15 protein-coding genes are annotated in these 15,110 nt (G+C 72.2%); 8 read left to right on the plus strand and 7 right to left on the minus strand.

Annotated features, from left to right (window positions below; all coding sequences use genetic code 11):
* Nucleotides 1–40: 40 nt before the first annotated feature.
* Nucleotides 41–817 carry a creatininase family protein gene (locus tag ACLZOT_RS24365; RefSeq protein ID WP_416971174.1) on the minus strand — a complete coding sequence of 259 codons (777 nt, stop codon included), beginning with the start codon at nucleotides 815–817 and terminating at the stop codon, nucleotides 41–43.
* Nucleotides 818–864: 47 nt separating this feature from the next.
* Between ACLZOT_RS24365 and ribA the strand changes: the two genes are divergently transcribed.
* The 4 genes from ribA (at nucleotide 865) to ACLZOT_RS24385 (ending at nucleotide 4,963) form a co-directional block, all read left to right on the plus strand.
* On the plus strand, nucleotides 865–1,524 hold the full coding sequence (gene ribA / locus ACLZOT_RS24370; RefSeq protein WP_416971175.1) for a GTP cyclohydrolase II: 660 nt from the start codon (nucleotides 865–867) through the stop codon (nucleotides 1,522–1,524).
* 44 nt (nucleotides 1,525–1,568) lie between these two features.
* The gene (locus ACLZOT_RS24375; protein WP_416971176.1) at nucleotides 1,569–2,714 is read left to right on the plus strand and encodes an NAD(P)/FAD-dependent oxidoreductase; all 1,146 of its coding nucleotides are present in this window, start codon (nucleotides 1,569–1,571) and stop codon (nucleotides 2,712–2,714) included.
* Nucleotides 2,711–3,754: a saccharopine dehydrogenase gene (locus ACLZOT_RS24380; RefSeq protein WP_416971177.1), complete on the plus strand. Its 1,044-nt coding sequence runs from the start codon at nucleotides 2,711–2,713 to the stop codon at nucleotides 3,752–3,754. Before ACLZOT_RS24375 ends, ACLZOT_RS24380 begins: the two co-directional genes overlap by 4 nt.
* Nucleotides 3,755–3,817: 63 nt before the next feature.
* Nucleotides 3,818–4,963, plus strand: a complete 1,146-nt coding sequence (locus ACLZOT_RS24385; protein WP_416971178.1) for a saccharopine dehydrogenase family protein — start codon at nucleotides 3,818–3,820, stop codon at nucleotides 4,961–4,963.
* Here the strand turns inward: ACLZOT_RS24385 and ACLZOT_RS24390 are convergent.
* Both ACLZOT_RS24390 and ACLZOT_RS24395 read right to left on the minus strand, forming a co-directional pair.
* Nucleotides 4,960–6,192: a serine hydrolase domain-containing protein gene (locus ACLZOT_RS24390; protein ID WP_416971179.1), complete on the minus strand. Its 1,233-nt coding sequence runs from the start codon at nucleotides 6,190–6,192 to the stop codon at nucleotides 4,960–4,962. The two genes, ACLZOT_RS24385 and ACLZOT_RS24390, sit on opposite strands and share 4 nt — an antisense overlap.
* Before the next feature lie 229 nt (nucleotides 6,193–6,421).
* Nucleotides 6,422–7,297, minus strand: a complete 876-nt coding sequence (locus ACLZOT_RS24395; protein ID WP_416971180.1) for a shikimate dehydrogenase — start codon at nucleotides 7,295–7,297, stop codon at nucleotides 6,422–6,424.
* Between the two features lie 140 nt (nucleotides 7,298–7,437).
* Here ACLZOT_RS24395 and ACLZOT_RS24400 point away from each other — a divergent pair, with 140 nt between their 5' ends.
* Nucleotides 7,438–8,103, plus strand: coding sequence for a TetR family transcriptional regulator (locus ACLZOT_RS24400; protein WP_416971181.1), 666 nt, complete (start codon nucleotides 7,438–7,440; stop codon nucleotides 8,101–8,103).
* Between the two features lie 229 nt (nucleotides 8,104–8,332).
* On the plus strand, nucleotides 8,333–9,682 hold the full coding sequence (locus tag ACLZOT_RS24405; RefSeq protein ID WP_416971182.1) for an MFS transporter: 1,350 nt from the start codon (nucleotides 8,333–8,335) through the stop codon (nucleotides 9,680–9,682).
* A gap of 50 nt (nucleotides 9,683–9,732) precedes the next feature.
* On the opposite strand, the gene ACLZOT_RS24410 is transcribed toward ACLZOT_RS24405, so the two are convergent.
* On the minus strand, nucleotides 9,733–10,179 hold the full coding sequence (locus tag ACLZOT_RS24410; protein WP_416971183.1) for a PPOX class F420-dependent oxidoreductase: 447 nt from the start codon (nucleotides 10,177–10,179) through the stop codon (nucleotides 9,733–9,735).
* 85 nt (nucleotides 10,180–10,264) lie between these two features.
* Between ACLZOT_RS24410 and ACLZOT_RS24415 the strand changes: the two genes are divergently transcribed.
* Together ACLZOT_RS24415 and ACLZOT_RS24420 are read left to right on the plus strand one after the other, a co-directional pair.
* Nucleotides 10,265–10,825 carry a TetR/AcrR family transcriptional regulator gene (locus ACLZOT_RS24415; protein ID WP_416971184.1) on the plus strand — a complete coding sequence of 187 codons (561 nt, stop codon included), beginning with the start codon at nucleotides 10,265–10,267 and terminating at the stop codon, nucleotides 10,823–10,825.
* Nucleotides 10,826–10,869: 44 nt separating this feature from the next.
* Nucleotides 10,870–12,165, plus strand: a complete 1,296-nt coding sequence (locus ACLZOT_RS24420; RefSeq protein ID WP_416971345.1) for an MFS transporter — start codon at nucleotides 10,870–10,872, stop codon at nucleotides 12,163–12,165.
* On the opposite strand, the gene ACLZOT_RS24425 is transcribed toward ACLZOT_RS24420, so the two are convergent.
* Genes ACLZOT_RS24425 through gnd form a run of 3 tightly spaced genes read right to left on the minus strand, consistent with a single transcriptional unit; the run spans nucleotide 12,140 to nucleotide 15,108 of the window.
* Entirely contained in the window at nucleotides 12,140–13,585 is a 1,446-nt protein-coding gene (locus ACLZOT_RS24425; RefSeq protein ID WP_416971185.1) for a membrane-associated oxidoreductase, read from the minus strand. The two genes, ACLZOT_RS24420 and ACLZOT_RS24425, sit on opposite strands and share 26 nt — an antisense overlap.
* A 51-nt stretch (nucleotides 13,586–13,636) precedes the next feature.
* Nucleotides 13,637–14,224 (minus strand): histidine phosphatase family protein, encoded by a 588-nt coding sequence (locus ACLZOT_RS24430; RefSeq protein ID WP_416971186.1) that lies wholly within the window; start codon nucleotides 14,222–14,224, stop codon nucleotides 13,637–13,639.
* 8 nt (nucleotides 14,225–14,232) lie between these two features.
* Nucleotides 14,233–15,108 (minus strand): phosphogluconate dehydrogenase (NAD(+)-dependent, decarboxylating), encoded by an 876-nt coding sequence (gnd, locus tag ACLZOT_RS24435; protein WP_416971187.1) that lies wholly within the window; start codon nucleotides 15,106–15,108, stop codon nucleotides 14,233–14,235.
* Nucleotides 15,109–15,110 lie beyond the last annotated feature (2 nt).

Below are 15,110 nucleotides of genomic sequence, written 5' to 3' on the forward strand. Positions count from 1 at the left end.
GGATGCGTGCCGCCACCCCCGTACCCGTCCCCGCGTCGTCCTACTCTCCGGAAACCCGCGAACTCAGCAGCGCGGAATACGCCCCGAAGGAATCCACCAGGCTCGCCAGAAGTCGCTCCCCCTTTTCCGCGGAGCCGAGCGAAGGCCGGCCGATGACACCCGAATCGGTATAGGCGGACATTCCCGAGGTGAGGAGATGACGGCGGTCGTCGGCGGTGAAATCGGCGGACTCGTAGCCGGGCCTGACGACTTCCGGGTGCGCGTGCAGAAGGATGGACGTCTCGATTTCACCGGCGTGCATGTCGGTGAGGAGGGAGGTTTCGACCCCCGCGGCGACACGCGCCTCCTCCCAGTCCTCCGGGGCCGGGAAGAGCGCGAGGTGCTCACCGCGCGCGGACGCCTCCTGGACGGCGTTGCCGAGGACGTAGTTCCCGCCGTGCGCGTTGACCACGACGAGCGCCTCGACTCCGGAACGGCGCAGCGAGTCCGCGATGTCCCGCACCACCGCGTGCAGTGTCACGGCGGAGATGCTGACGGTCCCGGGCCAGCCCGCGTGCTCGTGCGAGCAGGCGATGGTCACGGGCGGAAGGAGGTGCACGGGATGAACGGCCGCGATCTCCCGCGCGATGGCGCAGGCGACGAGCGTGTCGGTGGCCAGCGGGAGGTAGGAGCCGTGCTGCTCGTAGCTGCCGACGGGAAGGACCGCGATCCGCGTTGAGACAGCAGCCCCCCGCGTCCGTACGTCATCGGTGGTGTCCGTCGGCAGTGCCGAGGCCACCGTCCCACGCCCCGCCGCCCGTATTTCCGGACCACTCATCATTTCCCGCCCTTTCGACTCCCCATCGGACCCTTAGGAACCAGATCATGACAGAAAAAGTCGGTGTACTCGGCAAGAAGACCCCGCAGCGCACGGGCGTGGAACGCGTGGTGAATGCCCCCCTGCCCACCGTCTACGGCAAATTCCAGGCGGTCGGTTACATGGACCACGACCGCGGTGACGAACAGGTCGCCCTGGTCTACGGCGAACTCGGCGCCGAGGACGTCCTCACCCGGCTGCACTCCGAATGCCTCACGGGCGACGCGTTCGGCTCGCAGCACTGCGAATGCGGCGACCAGCTCGACTCGGCGCTGCGCGCGGTCGTCGCCGAGGGCAGCGGGGTCGTCGTCTACCTGCGCGGCCACGAGGGCCGGGGGATAGGTCTGCTGGGCAAGCTGCGCGCGATGGCCCTCCAGGCGGAGGGCCTGGACACGGTCGAGGCGAACGTCGCCCTCGGCTTCCCCGTCGACGCCCGCGACTACGGCGTGGCCGCGGAGATCCTGCGCGACCTCGGCGTGCGGTCCGTGCGCCTGATGTCCAACAACCCGCGCAAGCGCGAGGCGTTGACGGACAACGGCATCCGGGTCGCCGAGGAAGTGCCGCTGCTGATCCCGCCGTGCGAGAACAACATCACCTACCTGCGCACCAAGCGCGAGCGCCTGGACCACCACCTGCCCCACCTGGACGCCGTGGCGCACTGGTCCTGAACTCCCGTACCCAGGACGGCAACCGCCCACAAGGAGCCGCACGCTTGAACACGCATGCCTCGGTCGTCGTCATCGGCGGCGGGGTGATCGGCACCAGCATCGCCTGTCACCTCGCCGCCGCCGGGGTCCGTGACGTGGTGCTCGTCGAGCGCGACGAACTCGCCGCCGGGTCGACCTCGAAGGCCGCCGGCGGGGTCCGCGCCCAGTTCTCCGACGAGGTCAACATCCTGCTCGGGGCCCGCAGCCTGGAGGCGTTCGCCCGGTTCGGCGCGGACACCGGCCACGACATCGGCCTGCACCGCACCGGCTATCTCTTCCTCCTCACCACCCCCGAGGAGGTCGCCTCCTTCGAGGCGGGCATCGCCCTCCAGAACTCCCTCGGCGTCCCCAGCCGCCTCATCGACCCGGCGGAGGCGCAGCGTCTGAATCCGCTGATCAGGACAGACGGCCTGCTCGCCGCCGCGTACTCGCCCGAGGACGGCCACTGCACCCCCGAGGCGGTCGTGCACGGCTACGCGGCCGTCGCCCGCCACCACGGCGTACGGATCCTGCGGCGCACCGAGGTCACCGGCATCGACGTGCGGGGCACCGCGATCACCGCCGTGCACACCGGCATCGGCCGGATCACCACGAACACCGTGGTCTGCGCGGCGGGCGCCTGGTCGAGGTCGATCGGCGCGATGGTCGGCGTGGACCTGCCCGTCACCCCGCTCAGACGCCAGGTCGCGGTCACCGAAGCCTTTCCCGGGCTGCCGCCGGACCTCCCGATGACGATCGACTTCACCACCAGCCTCTACTTCCACCCCGAGGGCCCCGGCCTGCTGGTCGGCATGTCCGACCCGGACGAGCGCCCCGGCTTCGCCACCGACGCCCACGACCGCTGGATCCCCCGCCTCGCCACCGCGATGGAACACCGGGCACCGGCTCTCCTCGACCTGCGCCGCACGGGCGGCTGGGCGGGCCTGTACGAGGTCACCCCGGACCACAACGCCCTGATCGGCGAGGCGAGTTCGGTCTCCCGGTTCCTGTACGCCACCGGCTTCTCCGGGCACGGCTTCCTCCAGGGGCCCGCCGTCGGCGAGGTCGTGCGCGACCTGGTCCTCGGCCGCGTACCCTTCGTGGACGTCACCCCCCTGAGCGCCGGCCGCTTCGCCGCCGACGCCCCGCGCCCGGAGGCCAACCGCGTATGACCGCCGTCCACTTGTGGCTGCGCCACGAACCCCGCCCCACCGAACGCCGCACCCCGGTCGTCCCCGCCGACGCCCGCCGCCTGGTCGAGCACGGCATCACCCTGACGGTCGAGGAGTCCGCCCAGCGGATCTTCCCCGTCGAGGAGTACGAGGCCGTCGGCGCCGAAGTCGCGCCCGCGGGCTCGTGGGTGTCGGCGCCGGGCGACGCCGTGATCCTGGGCCTGAAGGAACTCCCCGACGAACCCGACGAGTTGACCCACCGGCACATCTTCTTCGGCCACGCCTACAAGCAACAGCCCGGCGCCGAAGCCCTGTTGACACGTTTCGCCCGAGGCGGGGGAGCCCTCCTCGACCTGGAGTACCTCACCGACGACTCCGGACGGCGGCTCGCCGCGTTCGGGTACTGGGCGGGGTTCCTCGGCGCCGCGCTCGCCGTTCTGCATCACCGGGGGCAGCTGGCGGGGGAGTTGACGCCGACGGACGAGAAGGCGCTCCGGGCGAAGCTCGGTTCGGCAGGCGGTGACATCAGGGCCCTGGTCATCGGAGCCCTGGGCCGCAGCGGGCGGGGTGCCCGGGACGCCCTCGCGGCGGCCGGTCTCTCGCCGACCACTTGGGACCTCGCGGAGACGCGAGACCTGGACCGGGACGCCCTGTTGGGGCACGACCTGCTCGTCAACTGCGTCCTCGCGACGACCCCCGTACCGCCGTTCGTCCGCCCCGAGGACCTCGACGCCCCCGGCCGCGCGCTGCGCACGGTCTCGGACGTCACCTGTGACGTCGGCTCGCCCCTCAACGTCCTGCCGGTCTACGACCGCACGACCGAATGGGCCGACCCCGTACGCCGGTTGCGCGACGAGCCGCCGTTCGACCTGATCGCGATCGACAACCTGCCCTCGCTGCTGCCGCTGGAGGCGAGCACCGACTTCTCGGCCAGTCTGCTGCCGCAGCTGCTCGGCTTCCGTACGGATACCGGGCCCTGGGCGCGCTGCCTGGAACGTTTCGCGTCGGCGTCGCGGGAACCCGGCATCAAACAGGGCTAGTCGGGAAGGGTCACAGTTCCGGGAGTGACGCCGAGGCAACGCAGCGAGACAGGGGAGGCAGCGGTGCAGATACCCGCGAGCGGTACGGTCCACTGGATAGGCGCCGGCCTCTCCACGGGCAGCGGACTGACCGCGCTCACCGCACAGGCGGACCGCGTCCGCCTCTGGCACCGTACGGCCGGCCGCGCCGCCGAGGCCCTCGACCGCCTCGGCATCGCCGACCGTGCCGAACCCCGTGCCTACACCCTCGACACCCTCGCCGCCGAACTCGCCCCGGGGGACGTGGTGGTGTCGATGCTCCCGGCCGGCGACCACCCCGCCCTGATCGCCGCCTGTCTCGCGGGCCGGGCCCACTTCGCCTGCTCCAGCTATGTCACCGACGAGATCGCGGGGCGGGCCGGGGCGGCACGGGCGGCGGGCCTCACCGTGCTCACCGAGGCGGGCCTCGACCCCGGCATCGACCACCTCTTCGCCCACAGCCTCGTCTCGCGGGCCCGCGCGGAGATCGGCGCGGAGAACCGGGCGTCCTACTCCCTCACCTCCTGGTGCGGAGGTCTGCCCGCCGTCCCCAACTCCTTCCGCTACCGCTTCAGCTGGGCCCCCCTCGGCGTCCTCAACGCCCTGCGCTCACCCGCCCGCCACATCGAGGACGGCGCGGAGAGGACGACCGCCCACCCCTGGGAGGCCACCCGCGAACTCGCCCTGGGCGGCGAGACGTTCGAGGCGTACCCCAACCGCGACAGCGTCCCCTTCATCACCCAGTACGACCTGCCGCCCGACTGGCGTGCCGACACCTTCGTCCGCGGCACCCTGCGCCTGAAGGGCTGGCAGCAGGCGTGGGACGCGGTGTTCGCCGAGCTGAAGAAGGGCGACGACGCCCGGATCGCCGAACTCGCGGGCGAGCTGGCCCGCACCTACCCCACGAGCCGCACCGACCGCGACCGCGTCGTCCTCGGCGTCTCCCTGACCGTCCGCAGCCCGGGCGGCCGTACCTGGTCCGGCAGTTACCTCCTCGACCGGGTCGGCACCGCCGAGGAGTCCGCCATGGCCCACACGGTCTCCCGGCCCCTCGCCCTCGGCGTCCGCCACATCCTCGACTCCTCCCTGCCGCCCGGCCTGAGCCGGGCGGCGCAGACGGCGATGCGCTCGGAGGAGTGGCTGAACGAACTCGCGGAGGAAGGGCTGGAGTTCACGATGCGCGTCGGCTAGCGCGCCAGCGCCTCGTGCACGAACCGCTTGATCTCCGGGTACAGGGCGTGCGACGAGCGCGGCCGGACCTGCGTCATGAACTGCACCGTCACATCGTGTTCCGGGTCCACCCAGAACGTGGTCGTCGCGACGCCGCTCCAGCCGTAAGTGCCCTTGCCCGCCGGGGCCTTGGTGCGGTCGGGGTCGATGACGACCGAGACGCCCAGACCGAAGCCGAGACCGTCCTTGCTGGGCTCGTCGTGCGCGGGACGGCTGCCGAAGGTGCGCATGTCGACGCCGCCGGGCAGATGGTTGCGGGTCATCAGGTCGACGGTCCCCGGCGACAGCAGCCGTACGCCGTCCAGCTCGCCGCGCCCGCGCAGGAACTCGGCGAACCGGTGGACGTCGTGCGCCCCCGCCACCATGCCGCCCGCACCGGACAGGAACCGGGGTCTGCCGCCCCGCAGCGGCAGCCCGGCGACCGGTTCGATCCCCCCGCCCGCCCGCTCCCCGTACAGCTCCGACAACCGCTCGGCCTGCGCGTCGTCCACACAGAACCCGGCGTCGGGCATGCCGAGCGGCCCGAACACGCGCTCCGCGAGGAACGCGTCCAGCGACTGCCCGGACACCACCTCCACGACCCGCGCGAGGACGTTCGTCGCCACCGAGTAGTTCCACTCGGTGCCGGGCTCGAACTGCAGCGGCAGCGAGGCGTACACGTCGACCGTGCCCGCGAGGTCCGTGCCGGGCGCCACCGACGAGTCGAGGCCCGCCTCGCGGTAGAGGGCGTCCACGGGGTGCGTGCCGTAGAACGCGAACGTCAGGCCCGCCGTATGGGTGAGGAGATGCCGTACCAGGACCGGGCCGTCCGCGGGGCGCGTCACCATGTCGCGCCCGCTGCCGCTGACGTACACGCGGGGTTCCGCGAACGACGGGATGTGCCGGGCCACCGGGTCGTCCAGGCCGAGCCTGCCCTCCTCGACCAGGAGCAGCGCCGCCACCGACGTCACCGGCTTGGTCATCGAGTACAGCCGCCACAGCGTGTCCGGCTCGACCGGGAGACCGGCGGCGACGTCGCGGTGCCCGTGCGTCGTGAGGTGGGCGACCCGGCCGCCGCGCGCCACGGAGACGAGGTAGCCGGGCAGGTGGCCCGCCTCCACCTCGTGCGCGATGTACTGGTCCATCCGGTCCAGCACCTTCGGATCCAGCCCGACCTCGCTCGGGTCGACCTCTTGCCGCAGCAGTGCCATCGTTCTCCTCCGGGGGCGACTGTCGAGACACACCCCGGCCCGCCTGCTCCGGAGCGCCTCACTTCCTCATCGTTCCGCAGGTGACGCCATGCGGAACCCCTTTCGGAGGTGTGCCGTGTGTGGGGTGCGTCGCTTCCGGCAGGGGTGGGGGGAGAGGAACGAGGCGGGTATGCGGCGTATGGCGGGTGATGTCGTACGCCGCGCGGTGGAGCCGCAACCGGACCTGAGGTCAACCACTCACCCCGGCCACCCCCGCCAACTCCCCGATGTCCGCCAGCATCCGCCCGCTGTCCGGCTCCAGCCCCGTGAACAGCCGGAACGCGTCCGCCGCCTGGAACACCGCCATCCCGCCCCCGTCGAGCGTCGCGCACCCCAACCCCCGCGCCACCCGCAGCAGTTCGGTCTCCAGCGGCCGGTACACCACCTCGGCGACCCACAGCTCGGCCCGCAACAGGGCGGCGGGGAGCGGCAGTCCGGGGTGGGCCGCCATTCCCGTGGGCGTCGCGTGGACGAGTCCGTCCGCGTCGGCGAGCAGGGCGGGGAGTGTGTCCGGGGTGGCGTACGCCGCGCGGTCCGGGCCGAAGTGGCCGTTCAGGGCGGACGCCAGTCCGGCGGCCCGCTCCGGCAGCGCGTCCACGACGGTCACCGTCCCCGCCCCCAGCGTCAGCGTGGCGTGGGCGACGGCCGCGCCCGCGCCGCCCGCGCCCAGCTGGACGACCCGCTCCAGCGGCACGTCCGGCAGCCCCCGGGCGAAGGACGCGGCGAACCCGGTGACGTCGGTGTTGTGTCCCACCGCCCGCCCGTCCTCGAAGACGACCGTGTTGACCGCGCCCAGCGCCTCGGCCTGCGGCGACAGCGCGTCGAGGTGGTCCAGGACCACCTGCTTGCAGGGGTGCGTGATGTTCAGCCCGTCGAACCCGAGGTCCCGGGCCGCCCGCACCAGCTCCCCGACCGCGTCCGGCCCGGCCCCGAGGGTGTCGAGGTCGATGAGCCGGTACAGGTACCGCACCCCCTGCCGGTCGGCCTCGCGTTCGTGCAGCGCGGGGCTGAGGGACGGCCCGATCCCGGAACCGATCAGTCCGACGAGATACGAGTCCTTGGCCACACGGACCTCCTGAGCCGATCGACGCGTACAGCTAATGTACGAACCAGTACGTTAGCTATAGCAGCCGTCCCCCACCGACGGGAACCCCCCTGACCCCCGCCTTCTAGAATCTGCGCACTGCACGAACTCCCGGAGGCCGCATGACCAGCGTCGACGAACCGCCACGCCCCAACGGACGGATCCGCGACGCGGCCCGCACCCGCGCCGAGATCCTCGACGTGGCGACCCAGGAGTTCGCCCGGGCCGGCTACGACGGCGCCCGCGTCGACGAGATCGCGGCCCGCACCCGCACCACGAAGCGGATGATCTACTACTACTTCGGCGGCAAGGAGCAGCTCTTCACGGCGGTCCTGGAACGCGCCTACGGCGTGATCCGCGAGGCCGAACAGCGCCTGGACGTCGACCACTTGGACCCGGTCGCGGCGATCCGCCGGCTCGCGGAGCTGACGTTCGACCACCACGAGGCCCACCCCGACTTCATCCGTCTGGTGACGATCGAGAACATCCACGGCGCCGAGCACATCGCGGCGTCCGAGAAGCTCGGCCGCATGGGCTCCCCCGCGCTGGACGTGATCCGCCGCATTCTGGCCGCCGGCCAGAAGTCCGGCCTGTTCACGGCGGACGTCGACGCCGTCGACCTGCACGCGATGATCAGCTCGTTCTGCTTCTTCCGGGTCGCCAACCGGCACACGTTCGGCGCCCTGTTCGGCCGCGACCTGGTGGACCCGGAACGCCGCGAGCAGTACCGGGTGATGCTCGGCGACATGGTGATCGCGTACCTGACGGCGGAACGCGCGGCGGACTGATCACCGGCGGCGAGTGCCGCGCGACCTCTTGACACCCGGGAAACCTCGGCGCAACATCCCTTCCCACCGAGACTAACTATCCAGTGGGTTAATTAAGCGCCTGGCCCGGCACGTAACCCGGTGCCCAGCCAGGCGGCCACCCCCTGCGCCCACCCAGCGCCCGACCAACCCCCCGCCCCTTCCTCACCGCTCGCCCCACGCCGTCGTGGAGCCCCCCGAAGGAGCCGCCGTGTCCGTCCCCGCCCCCTCCGCCGCCCCGCCGGGCCAGCCGAAGAAGGCCGCCGCCGCGGCCTGGATCGGCAGCGCCCTGGAGTACTACGACTTCTTCATCTACGGCAGCGCCGCCGCGCTGATCTTCCCGGACGTGTTCTTCGACGAGTCCGACCCGGCGACGGCGACGCTCCTGTCCCTGGCCACGTTCGGCGTCGCCTACGCCGCCCGGCCGGTGGGCGCGCTGTTCCTCGGCCACTACGGGGACCGCGTCGGCCGCAAGAAGATCATGGTCTTCACGCTGATGCTGATGGGCCTGTCGACGTTCCTGATCGGCTGTCTGCCCACCCGTGACCAGGTCGGCACCCTCGCTCCGGTCCTGCTGGTGCTGTGCCGGGTCCTCCAGGGCATCTCGGCGGCCGGCGAGCAGGCCAGCGCGGGGTCGATGACGCTGGAGCACGCGCCCTCGCACCGCCGGGGCTTCTTCACGAGCTTCACCCTGAGCGGCACGCAGGGCGGCCAGCTGATCGCGACCCTCGTGTTCATCCCGGTCGCGTCGCTGCCCGAGGACCAGTTGCTGTCGTGGGGCTGGCGCGTCCCGTTCTGGATGAGCGTCGCCGTCGCCGTCGTCGGCTACGTCATCCGCCGCAAGCTCGACGAGACCCCGGCGTTCGAGCAGCAGGCGGCCACCGAGGGCGTCGTCAAGATGCCGCTGCTCGTCCTCCTGCGCGAACACTGGGCGGACGTCCTGCGCGTGATCGCCGGCGCGCTGGTCGCCTCCGTCAGCACGATCTTCACGGTCTGGGCGCTGTCGTACGCGACGAGCGACGCGGTCGGCATGAGCCGTACGTCGATGCTGTGGGTCGGCGCGCTCGCCAACCTCGTCGCGCTCGCCGCGATCCCCCTGTGGGCGACCCTCTCCGACCGGATCGGCCGCCGCCCGGTGTTCCTGGCCGGCGCGGCCGGCAGCGCGGGCATGATGTTCCTCTACCTGTGGTCGATCTCGACCGGCTCCTACCCCCTGACGATGCTGCTCGGCATCCTCACCTTCGGCGTCGTCTACAGCGCCGCGAACGGCGTCTGGCCCTCCTTCTACGGCGAGATGTTCACGACCCGCGTCCGCCTCTCGGGCATGGCCATCGGCACCCAGATCGGCTTCGCGATCGCCGGTTTCGCGGTCACGTTCGCGGCGGAGATCGCGGGCCCGGACGGCGACGACTGGTCCTCGGTCGCCCTGTTCACGGCGGCCCTGTGCGTCCCCCCGGTCATCGCCGCCCTCACGGCCCGCGAGACGGCCAAGGTGCCCACCGAGTCCCTGGGCACGCACGCCCAGGGGAAACGGTCCGAACGCGAGTCGGTCTCGGCCTGACGCCAGGTCCCCGGACGCCTCAGGGCTCCGGGGACCCTGCCGTGTACGGGTCAGTCGCCCTTCCTCGCCGGGATCCCGTACGCCCGCTCCACCCGCAGCCGGACGACGAGCCGCCGGTCGCGGACCATCGCGGCGCGGAAGTCGTCCCAGTCGGGGTGTTCGCCCTGGACGGCGCGGTAGAGGCGGATCAGTTCCTCGACCGTGTCGTCGGCGGGGTCCTCGGCGGGCGGGGTGAGCTCGGCGGTGCCCTCGACGACCGTGTAGGCCCAGCGGTCGGCGCTGGTGACGTGGTAGCTCGTGCGGGGGTCGCGCTGGAGGTTGCGGGTCTTGGCGCGGTCGGCGGTGACGGAGATCCGCAGGGTGCGCTCGCCGGGGTCGTAGTGGTGGGTGACGTTCGAGAGCTGGGGGCGGCCGTCGCGTTTGAGGGTGACGAGCACCCCGCCCCGGGCCTCGGCGAGCAGGGCGAGGAGGGCGTCGGCCTTCGTGTCCTGGGTCATGTCCCCAGTCAACCCCGCAGGGAGATCGGGGCATTCCCGCAAGGGTGAGTAGACACTGTCTACGGCTGCCTGGTAGACACTGTCCATGCCCTCTCCCGACCTCCGCGCCCGCCTCGTCGACGCCGGCGTGGACCTCCTGGCCCGCGAAGGCGTCCAGGCCCTCACCCTGCGCGAGATCGCCCGCCGGGCCGGCGTCTCGCACGGCGCTCCCCGCCGCCACTTCCCCACCCACCTGGAACTGCTCTCCGCAATCGCCCGCCGGGGCTTCACCGACCTCGCGGCACGGGCCGGGAAGGCGGCGGAGGTCCCGCAGGCCCGGCCGCGCGTCGAACAACTCGCCCGGATCTACCTGGAGTTCGCCTTCGACAACCCCGGCATGTACGAACTGATGTTCCGTCACGACCTGCTGGAGAGCGGGCACTTGGGCCTGCGCGACACCAGCCTCCCGCTGTTCTCCGCCCTGGTGGAGTCGGTCGCACGGGTACGGCCCGACGCGGACGCCGGAGCCGTCGCCGCCGCCCTGTGGGCCAACCTGCACGGCATGGCCCAGCTCTGGAGCTGGGGCAGCCTCCAACTCGCCACCGGCTCCGAGGACTTCGGCCCGTTGCTGCGGACAGTGCTGGACGCGCACCTGGGACCGGCGTGAAGGGGAGCCGCTCGGCGGCCCTCGCCGCGAGCGTCGCCGGCGCGATGGCCGTCGCCCTCGACGGAACCTGCCTGACGGTCGCCCAGCCCACCCTGCAACGGGAGTTGGGGGCGAGCGTCGCCGAGGCACAGTGGACGAGCACCGGCTATCTCATCGCCGTCGCGGGCCTCCTCGTGTTCGCGGGGCGCCTCGGCGACCGGTACGGACACCGCCGCACCTTCGCCCTCGGCATGCTCGGCTTCGGCGCCGCCTCGGCGGGCCTCGTGGTGGCGCCGGACATCGGCTGGGTCATCGGACTCCGCGTCGTACAAGGCGTGTTCGGTGCCCTGCTCCAGCCGGCCGGCCTCGGCATGCTGCGCGCCGCGTACCCGCCGGACCTCCTGCGCACCCCGCTCGCCGTCCGCACGGCGTCGATCGGCGTGGCCGCGGCGGCGGGCCCGGTGGTGGGCGGCGCACTGGCGACGGCGTACGGCTGGCGCGCGGTGTTCGTGCTCACCCTCGCCCCGGCCCTGGTGTTCGGACTGCTCGCACTGGTGGGCCGGGACGGCGACACCCCGCGCCCGTCCACACCCCTCGACCTGCCGGGCGCCCTGCTGCTGGCGGTGACCCTGGCGTCTCTGGTGCACGCCCTGGTGACCCTGACCGTCCCGACCGCCGTCCTGGGTGCCGCCGCAGCACTCGCCTTCGCGCGGCACGAACGCCGGACCACAACTCCCCTGCTGCCACCGGAGGTCGCACGCTCACCCGCCATGCGCGGCGGACTCGCCGTGCTGGTCGTGGCGTCGGCCGCGCTCAACGGCGGCCTGTTCGCCTGCGTCTACCTCCTCCAGGGCGACCTGGACCTGACGCCCTTTCACAGCGCCCTGCTCAGCCTGCCGTTGGCGGTGACACTGATCGGATCGGCGCCGGTGTGCGCGGTGTCGCTGAAACGGCTGGGCAGCCGCCGTACGACCGCCGGGGCGCTGGCGCTGCTCGCGGCCGGGCTGCTGGTGCTGGCGGGGGCTTCGGCGCAGGGCGTGTTCTGCGTGGGGTTCGCGCTGGTGGGTGCCGGGTTCGGGGCGGTGATGGTGGCGGGGACGCACGTCGTGGTGAAGGAGGCGCCGGTGGCGGTGGCCGGGGTGGCGGGTGGCCTGCAGCAGACGGCGATGAACGTGGGGCCGGTGCTCGGCGTGGCCGTGGCGACGGTGCTGATGGGGTCGGCCCGTGTGCCGCTGGTGGCCTTGGCGGGGCTGACGGTGCTCGCGGTACCGGCGTGCCGGATGCTTCCGGGGGTGGTGGGAGCGACCGGAGCGGTGAAGGGCGAGCCGGCCGCGGTCACTGGCGGCTCACCGTCCGTGTGACGCCCGTGACCACCGTCGTCGCCAGGATCCAGCCCGTCACGATCAGGACGTACGACAGGGTCTGGTAGACGCCGGTCGGGGCGAACGCCCCTTCCTGGCCGAAGGAGATGATCGGGAGGAGGAGGTCGAGGGTGTAGAAGACGGGGCTGAAGTGGGGGGACTCGGCGGGCTTGAGCGGGGCGGGGTGGTGGAGGGTGAAGGTGAGGGTGCCGACGGCCAGGAGGGAGAGGAGCCAGATGCCCGCGCGCAGGGGGCGGAAGCCGTAGCCGACCGTCGTGTCCTGGACGTGGCCCCAGAGGCGGCCGTACCAGGGGAGGGTGCGGCGGTGGCGGCGTTGCTTGGCGAGCTGGACCAGGCGGGCCGAGGTGTCGTCGCCGGTCCGGCGGTAGGAGGCGGTGAGCTGCTCGTAGGCGTGGGGGTTGAAGGTGTCGTCGCGGTCCAGCATCGGGAGACGGGACTCCACCGGGGCGTGCGGGGTGAGGAACGTGTACGTCAGGTCCAACAGGCGTACCTGGTCCGGGAGTTTCTCCGGGGCCAGGTTCAACTGGCCGATCTCCGTGGCCCGCAGGTTCAGCATGCCGTCGATCGGCTCCCCCCGGCGCAGCCACAACTCCCCGATGACACAACTGCTCGCGCGCAGCGCCGTACCGCCGTGATTCGACAGCGCGCAGTCGAGGAGGTCGATCCGGCCGGGCACGCGGGCGCCGCGCAGGTCGATCCGGCCGGTGGCGCGCAGGCGGCGGGCGAGGAGGTTGGCGCCCACCTCCAGCGTCTCCGCCTGCACGGCGTTCGCGCCGGGGTGGGAGAGGTCCGCGTCCTGGAGGTCGACCGAGCCGGCGATGCGGGCGCCGTCGAGGCGGATCATGCCCCGCGCCTTCAGCCCCGCCGCGCACAGGTCGTCGTCCACGGAGAGCTGGTTGAGGGCGAGGGCCGGCAACCCGCTGTCGTCGCCGGTGACTTCGGCGTGGTCCAGGAAGAGCGCGCCCGCTATCTGGGTGCCGCCGAGACGGACCGGGCCGGCGATCCGGCACCGGGTCAGGCGCAGGCTGCCGTCGATACGGGCGCGGGCAGCCGCGAGGCCCGGCAGGACGCTGTCGCGGAGGTTCAGGTACTGCAACTGGGCCCCCGCGAGACGCGGAGTCCGGTCGAACCGGCAGTAGTTGAGCCGGATCACCTGCTCGACGGTCGCGTAGCGGAGGTCCAGCTCCCCGGTGATACGGGCTCCGAGGAGCTTGAGGGCGGGTACCTCGCCCGGTTCCGCGGGGCCGTTGAGCAGCAGGGCGCGCAACACCTTGGCACGGACGGACCGTTCAGGCCCCCAGTCGCCGTCCGCGTCCCCGTCACGGAAGTCCACGGTGGCCCCCGTGACGAAGGCCCGCCAGACGCGTCGCTCGGCCGGTGTCAGATCGTTGATCTCCATCGGTCGCGACTCTGGCGGGCCTGGTGGCGGGGTGTCAACGGGGGTGGGGTATCACGCCCGCGCGTTCCACTCCACGATCGCCGGCCACCCGTGCTCCACCGACAGCCGGCTCACCGTCCCCGTCGCCAGCTGGAACAGCCGCCCCTCGGCGGCCGGCAACCCCAGCCGCCGGGCCGTCAGGACGCGCAGGAAGTGGGCGTGGGCGACGAGCACCACGTCGCCCTCCTCCAGCGCGGGCACGACGCGCGTGAGGACCCGGTCCGCGCGGGCGCCGATCTCCTCCGGTGACTCCCCGGGGTGACCCTCGGGGCCGGGCGGGACTCCGTCGGTCCACAGGTACCAGTCGGGGCGTGTCTTGTGGATGTCGACGGTGGTGATGCCCTCGTACCCGCCGTAGTCCCACTCGTGCAGGTCGGGTTCGGTCAACGCCCCCGTGATGCCCGCGAGTTCGGCGGTACGGACGGCCCGGGCCAGCGGGCTGGTGAGGGCGAGCGAGAAGGTGCGGCCCGAGAGGAGCGGGGTGAGCGACTTGGCCTGCTGCTCACCCTGGTCGGTGAGGGGCAGGTCGGTCCAGCTGGTGTGCCGGCCCGACGCGCTCCACTCCGTCTCCCCATGGCGGACCAGGAACAAGTCCCCCATGGCCGGACCTACTTGCTCTCGACGGCGTGCCCGCCGAACTGGTTGCGCAGCGCCGAGATCATCTTCATCTGCGGCGAGTCGTCCTGCCGGGACGCGAACCGGGCGAACAGCGAGGCGGTGATCGCCGGGAGCGGCACCGCGTGGTCGATGGCCGCCTCGACGGTCCAACGCCCTTCGCCGGAGTCCTCGGCGTACCCGCGCAGCTTGTCCAGGTGCTCGTCCTGGTCAAGGGCGTTGACGGCGAGGTCGAGCAGCCACGAGCGGATGACCGTGCCCTCCTGCCAGGACCGGAAGACCTCGCGTACGTCGGTGACGGAGTCGACCTTCTCCAGCAGCTCCCACCCCTCGGCGTACGCCTGCATCATGGCGTACTCGATGCCGTTGTGGACCATCTTGGAGAAGTGCCCGGCACCGACCTTGCCGGCGTGGACGTACCCGTACGGCCCTTCGGGCTTGAGGGCGTCGAAGACGGGCTGCACCTTCGCGATGTGCTCGGCGTCGCCGCCGACCATCAGGGCGTAGCCGTTCTGGAGACCCCACACGCCGCCGGAGACGCCCGCGTCGACGAAGCCGATGCCCTTGGCGCCCAGCTCCTCCGCGTGCTTCTCGTCGTCCGTCCAGCGGGAGTTGCCGCCGTCGACGACCGTGTCACCGGCGTCGAGGAGGTCGCCCAGCTCGTCCACGACGGACTGGGTGGGAGCGCCGGCCGGGACCATCACCCAGACCACGCGCGGCGCTTCGAGCTTCTCCACCAGCTCCGACAGGCTCGCCACGTCGGAGACTTCGGGGTTGCGGTCGTACCCGATGACGGTGTGGCCCGCGCGGCGGATGCGCTCGCGCATGTTGCCGCCCATCTTGCCGAGACCGATCAGTCCGAGCTGCATGG

Origin of the sequence: Streptomyces sp. 4F14, assembly GCF_048159485.1 — a bacterium.
Taxonomy (GTDB): domain Bacteria; phylum Actinomycetota; class Actinomycetes; order Streptomycetales; family Streptomycetaceae; genus Streptomyces.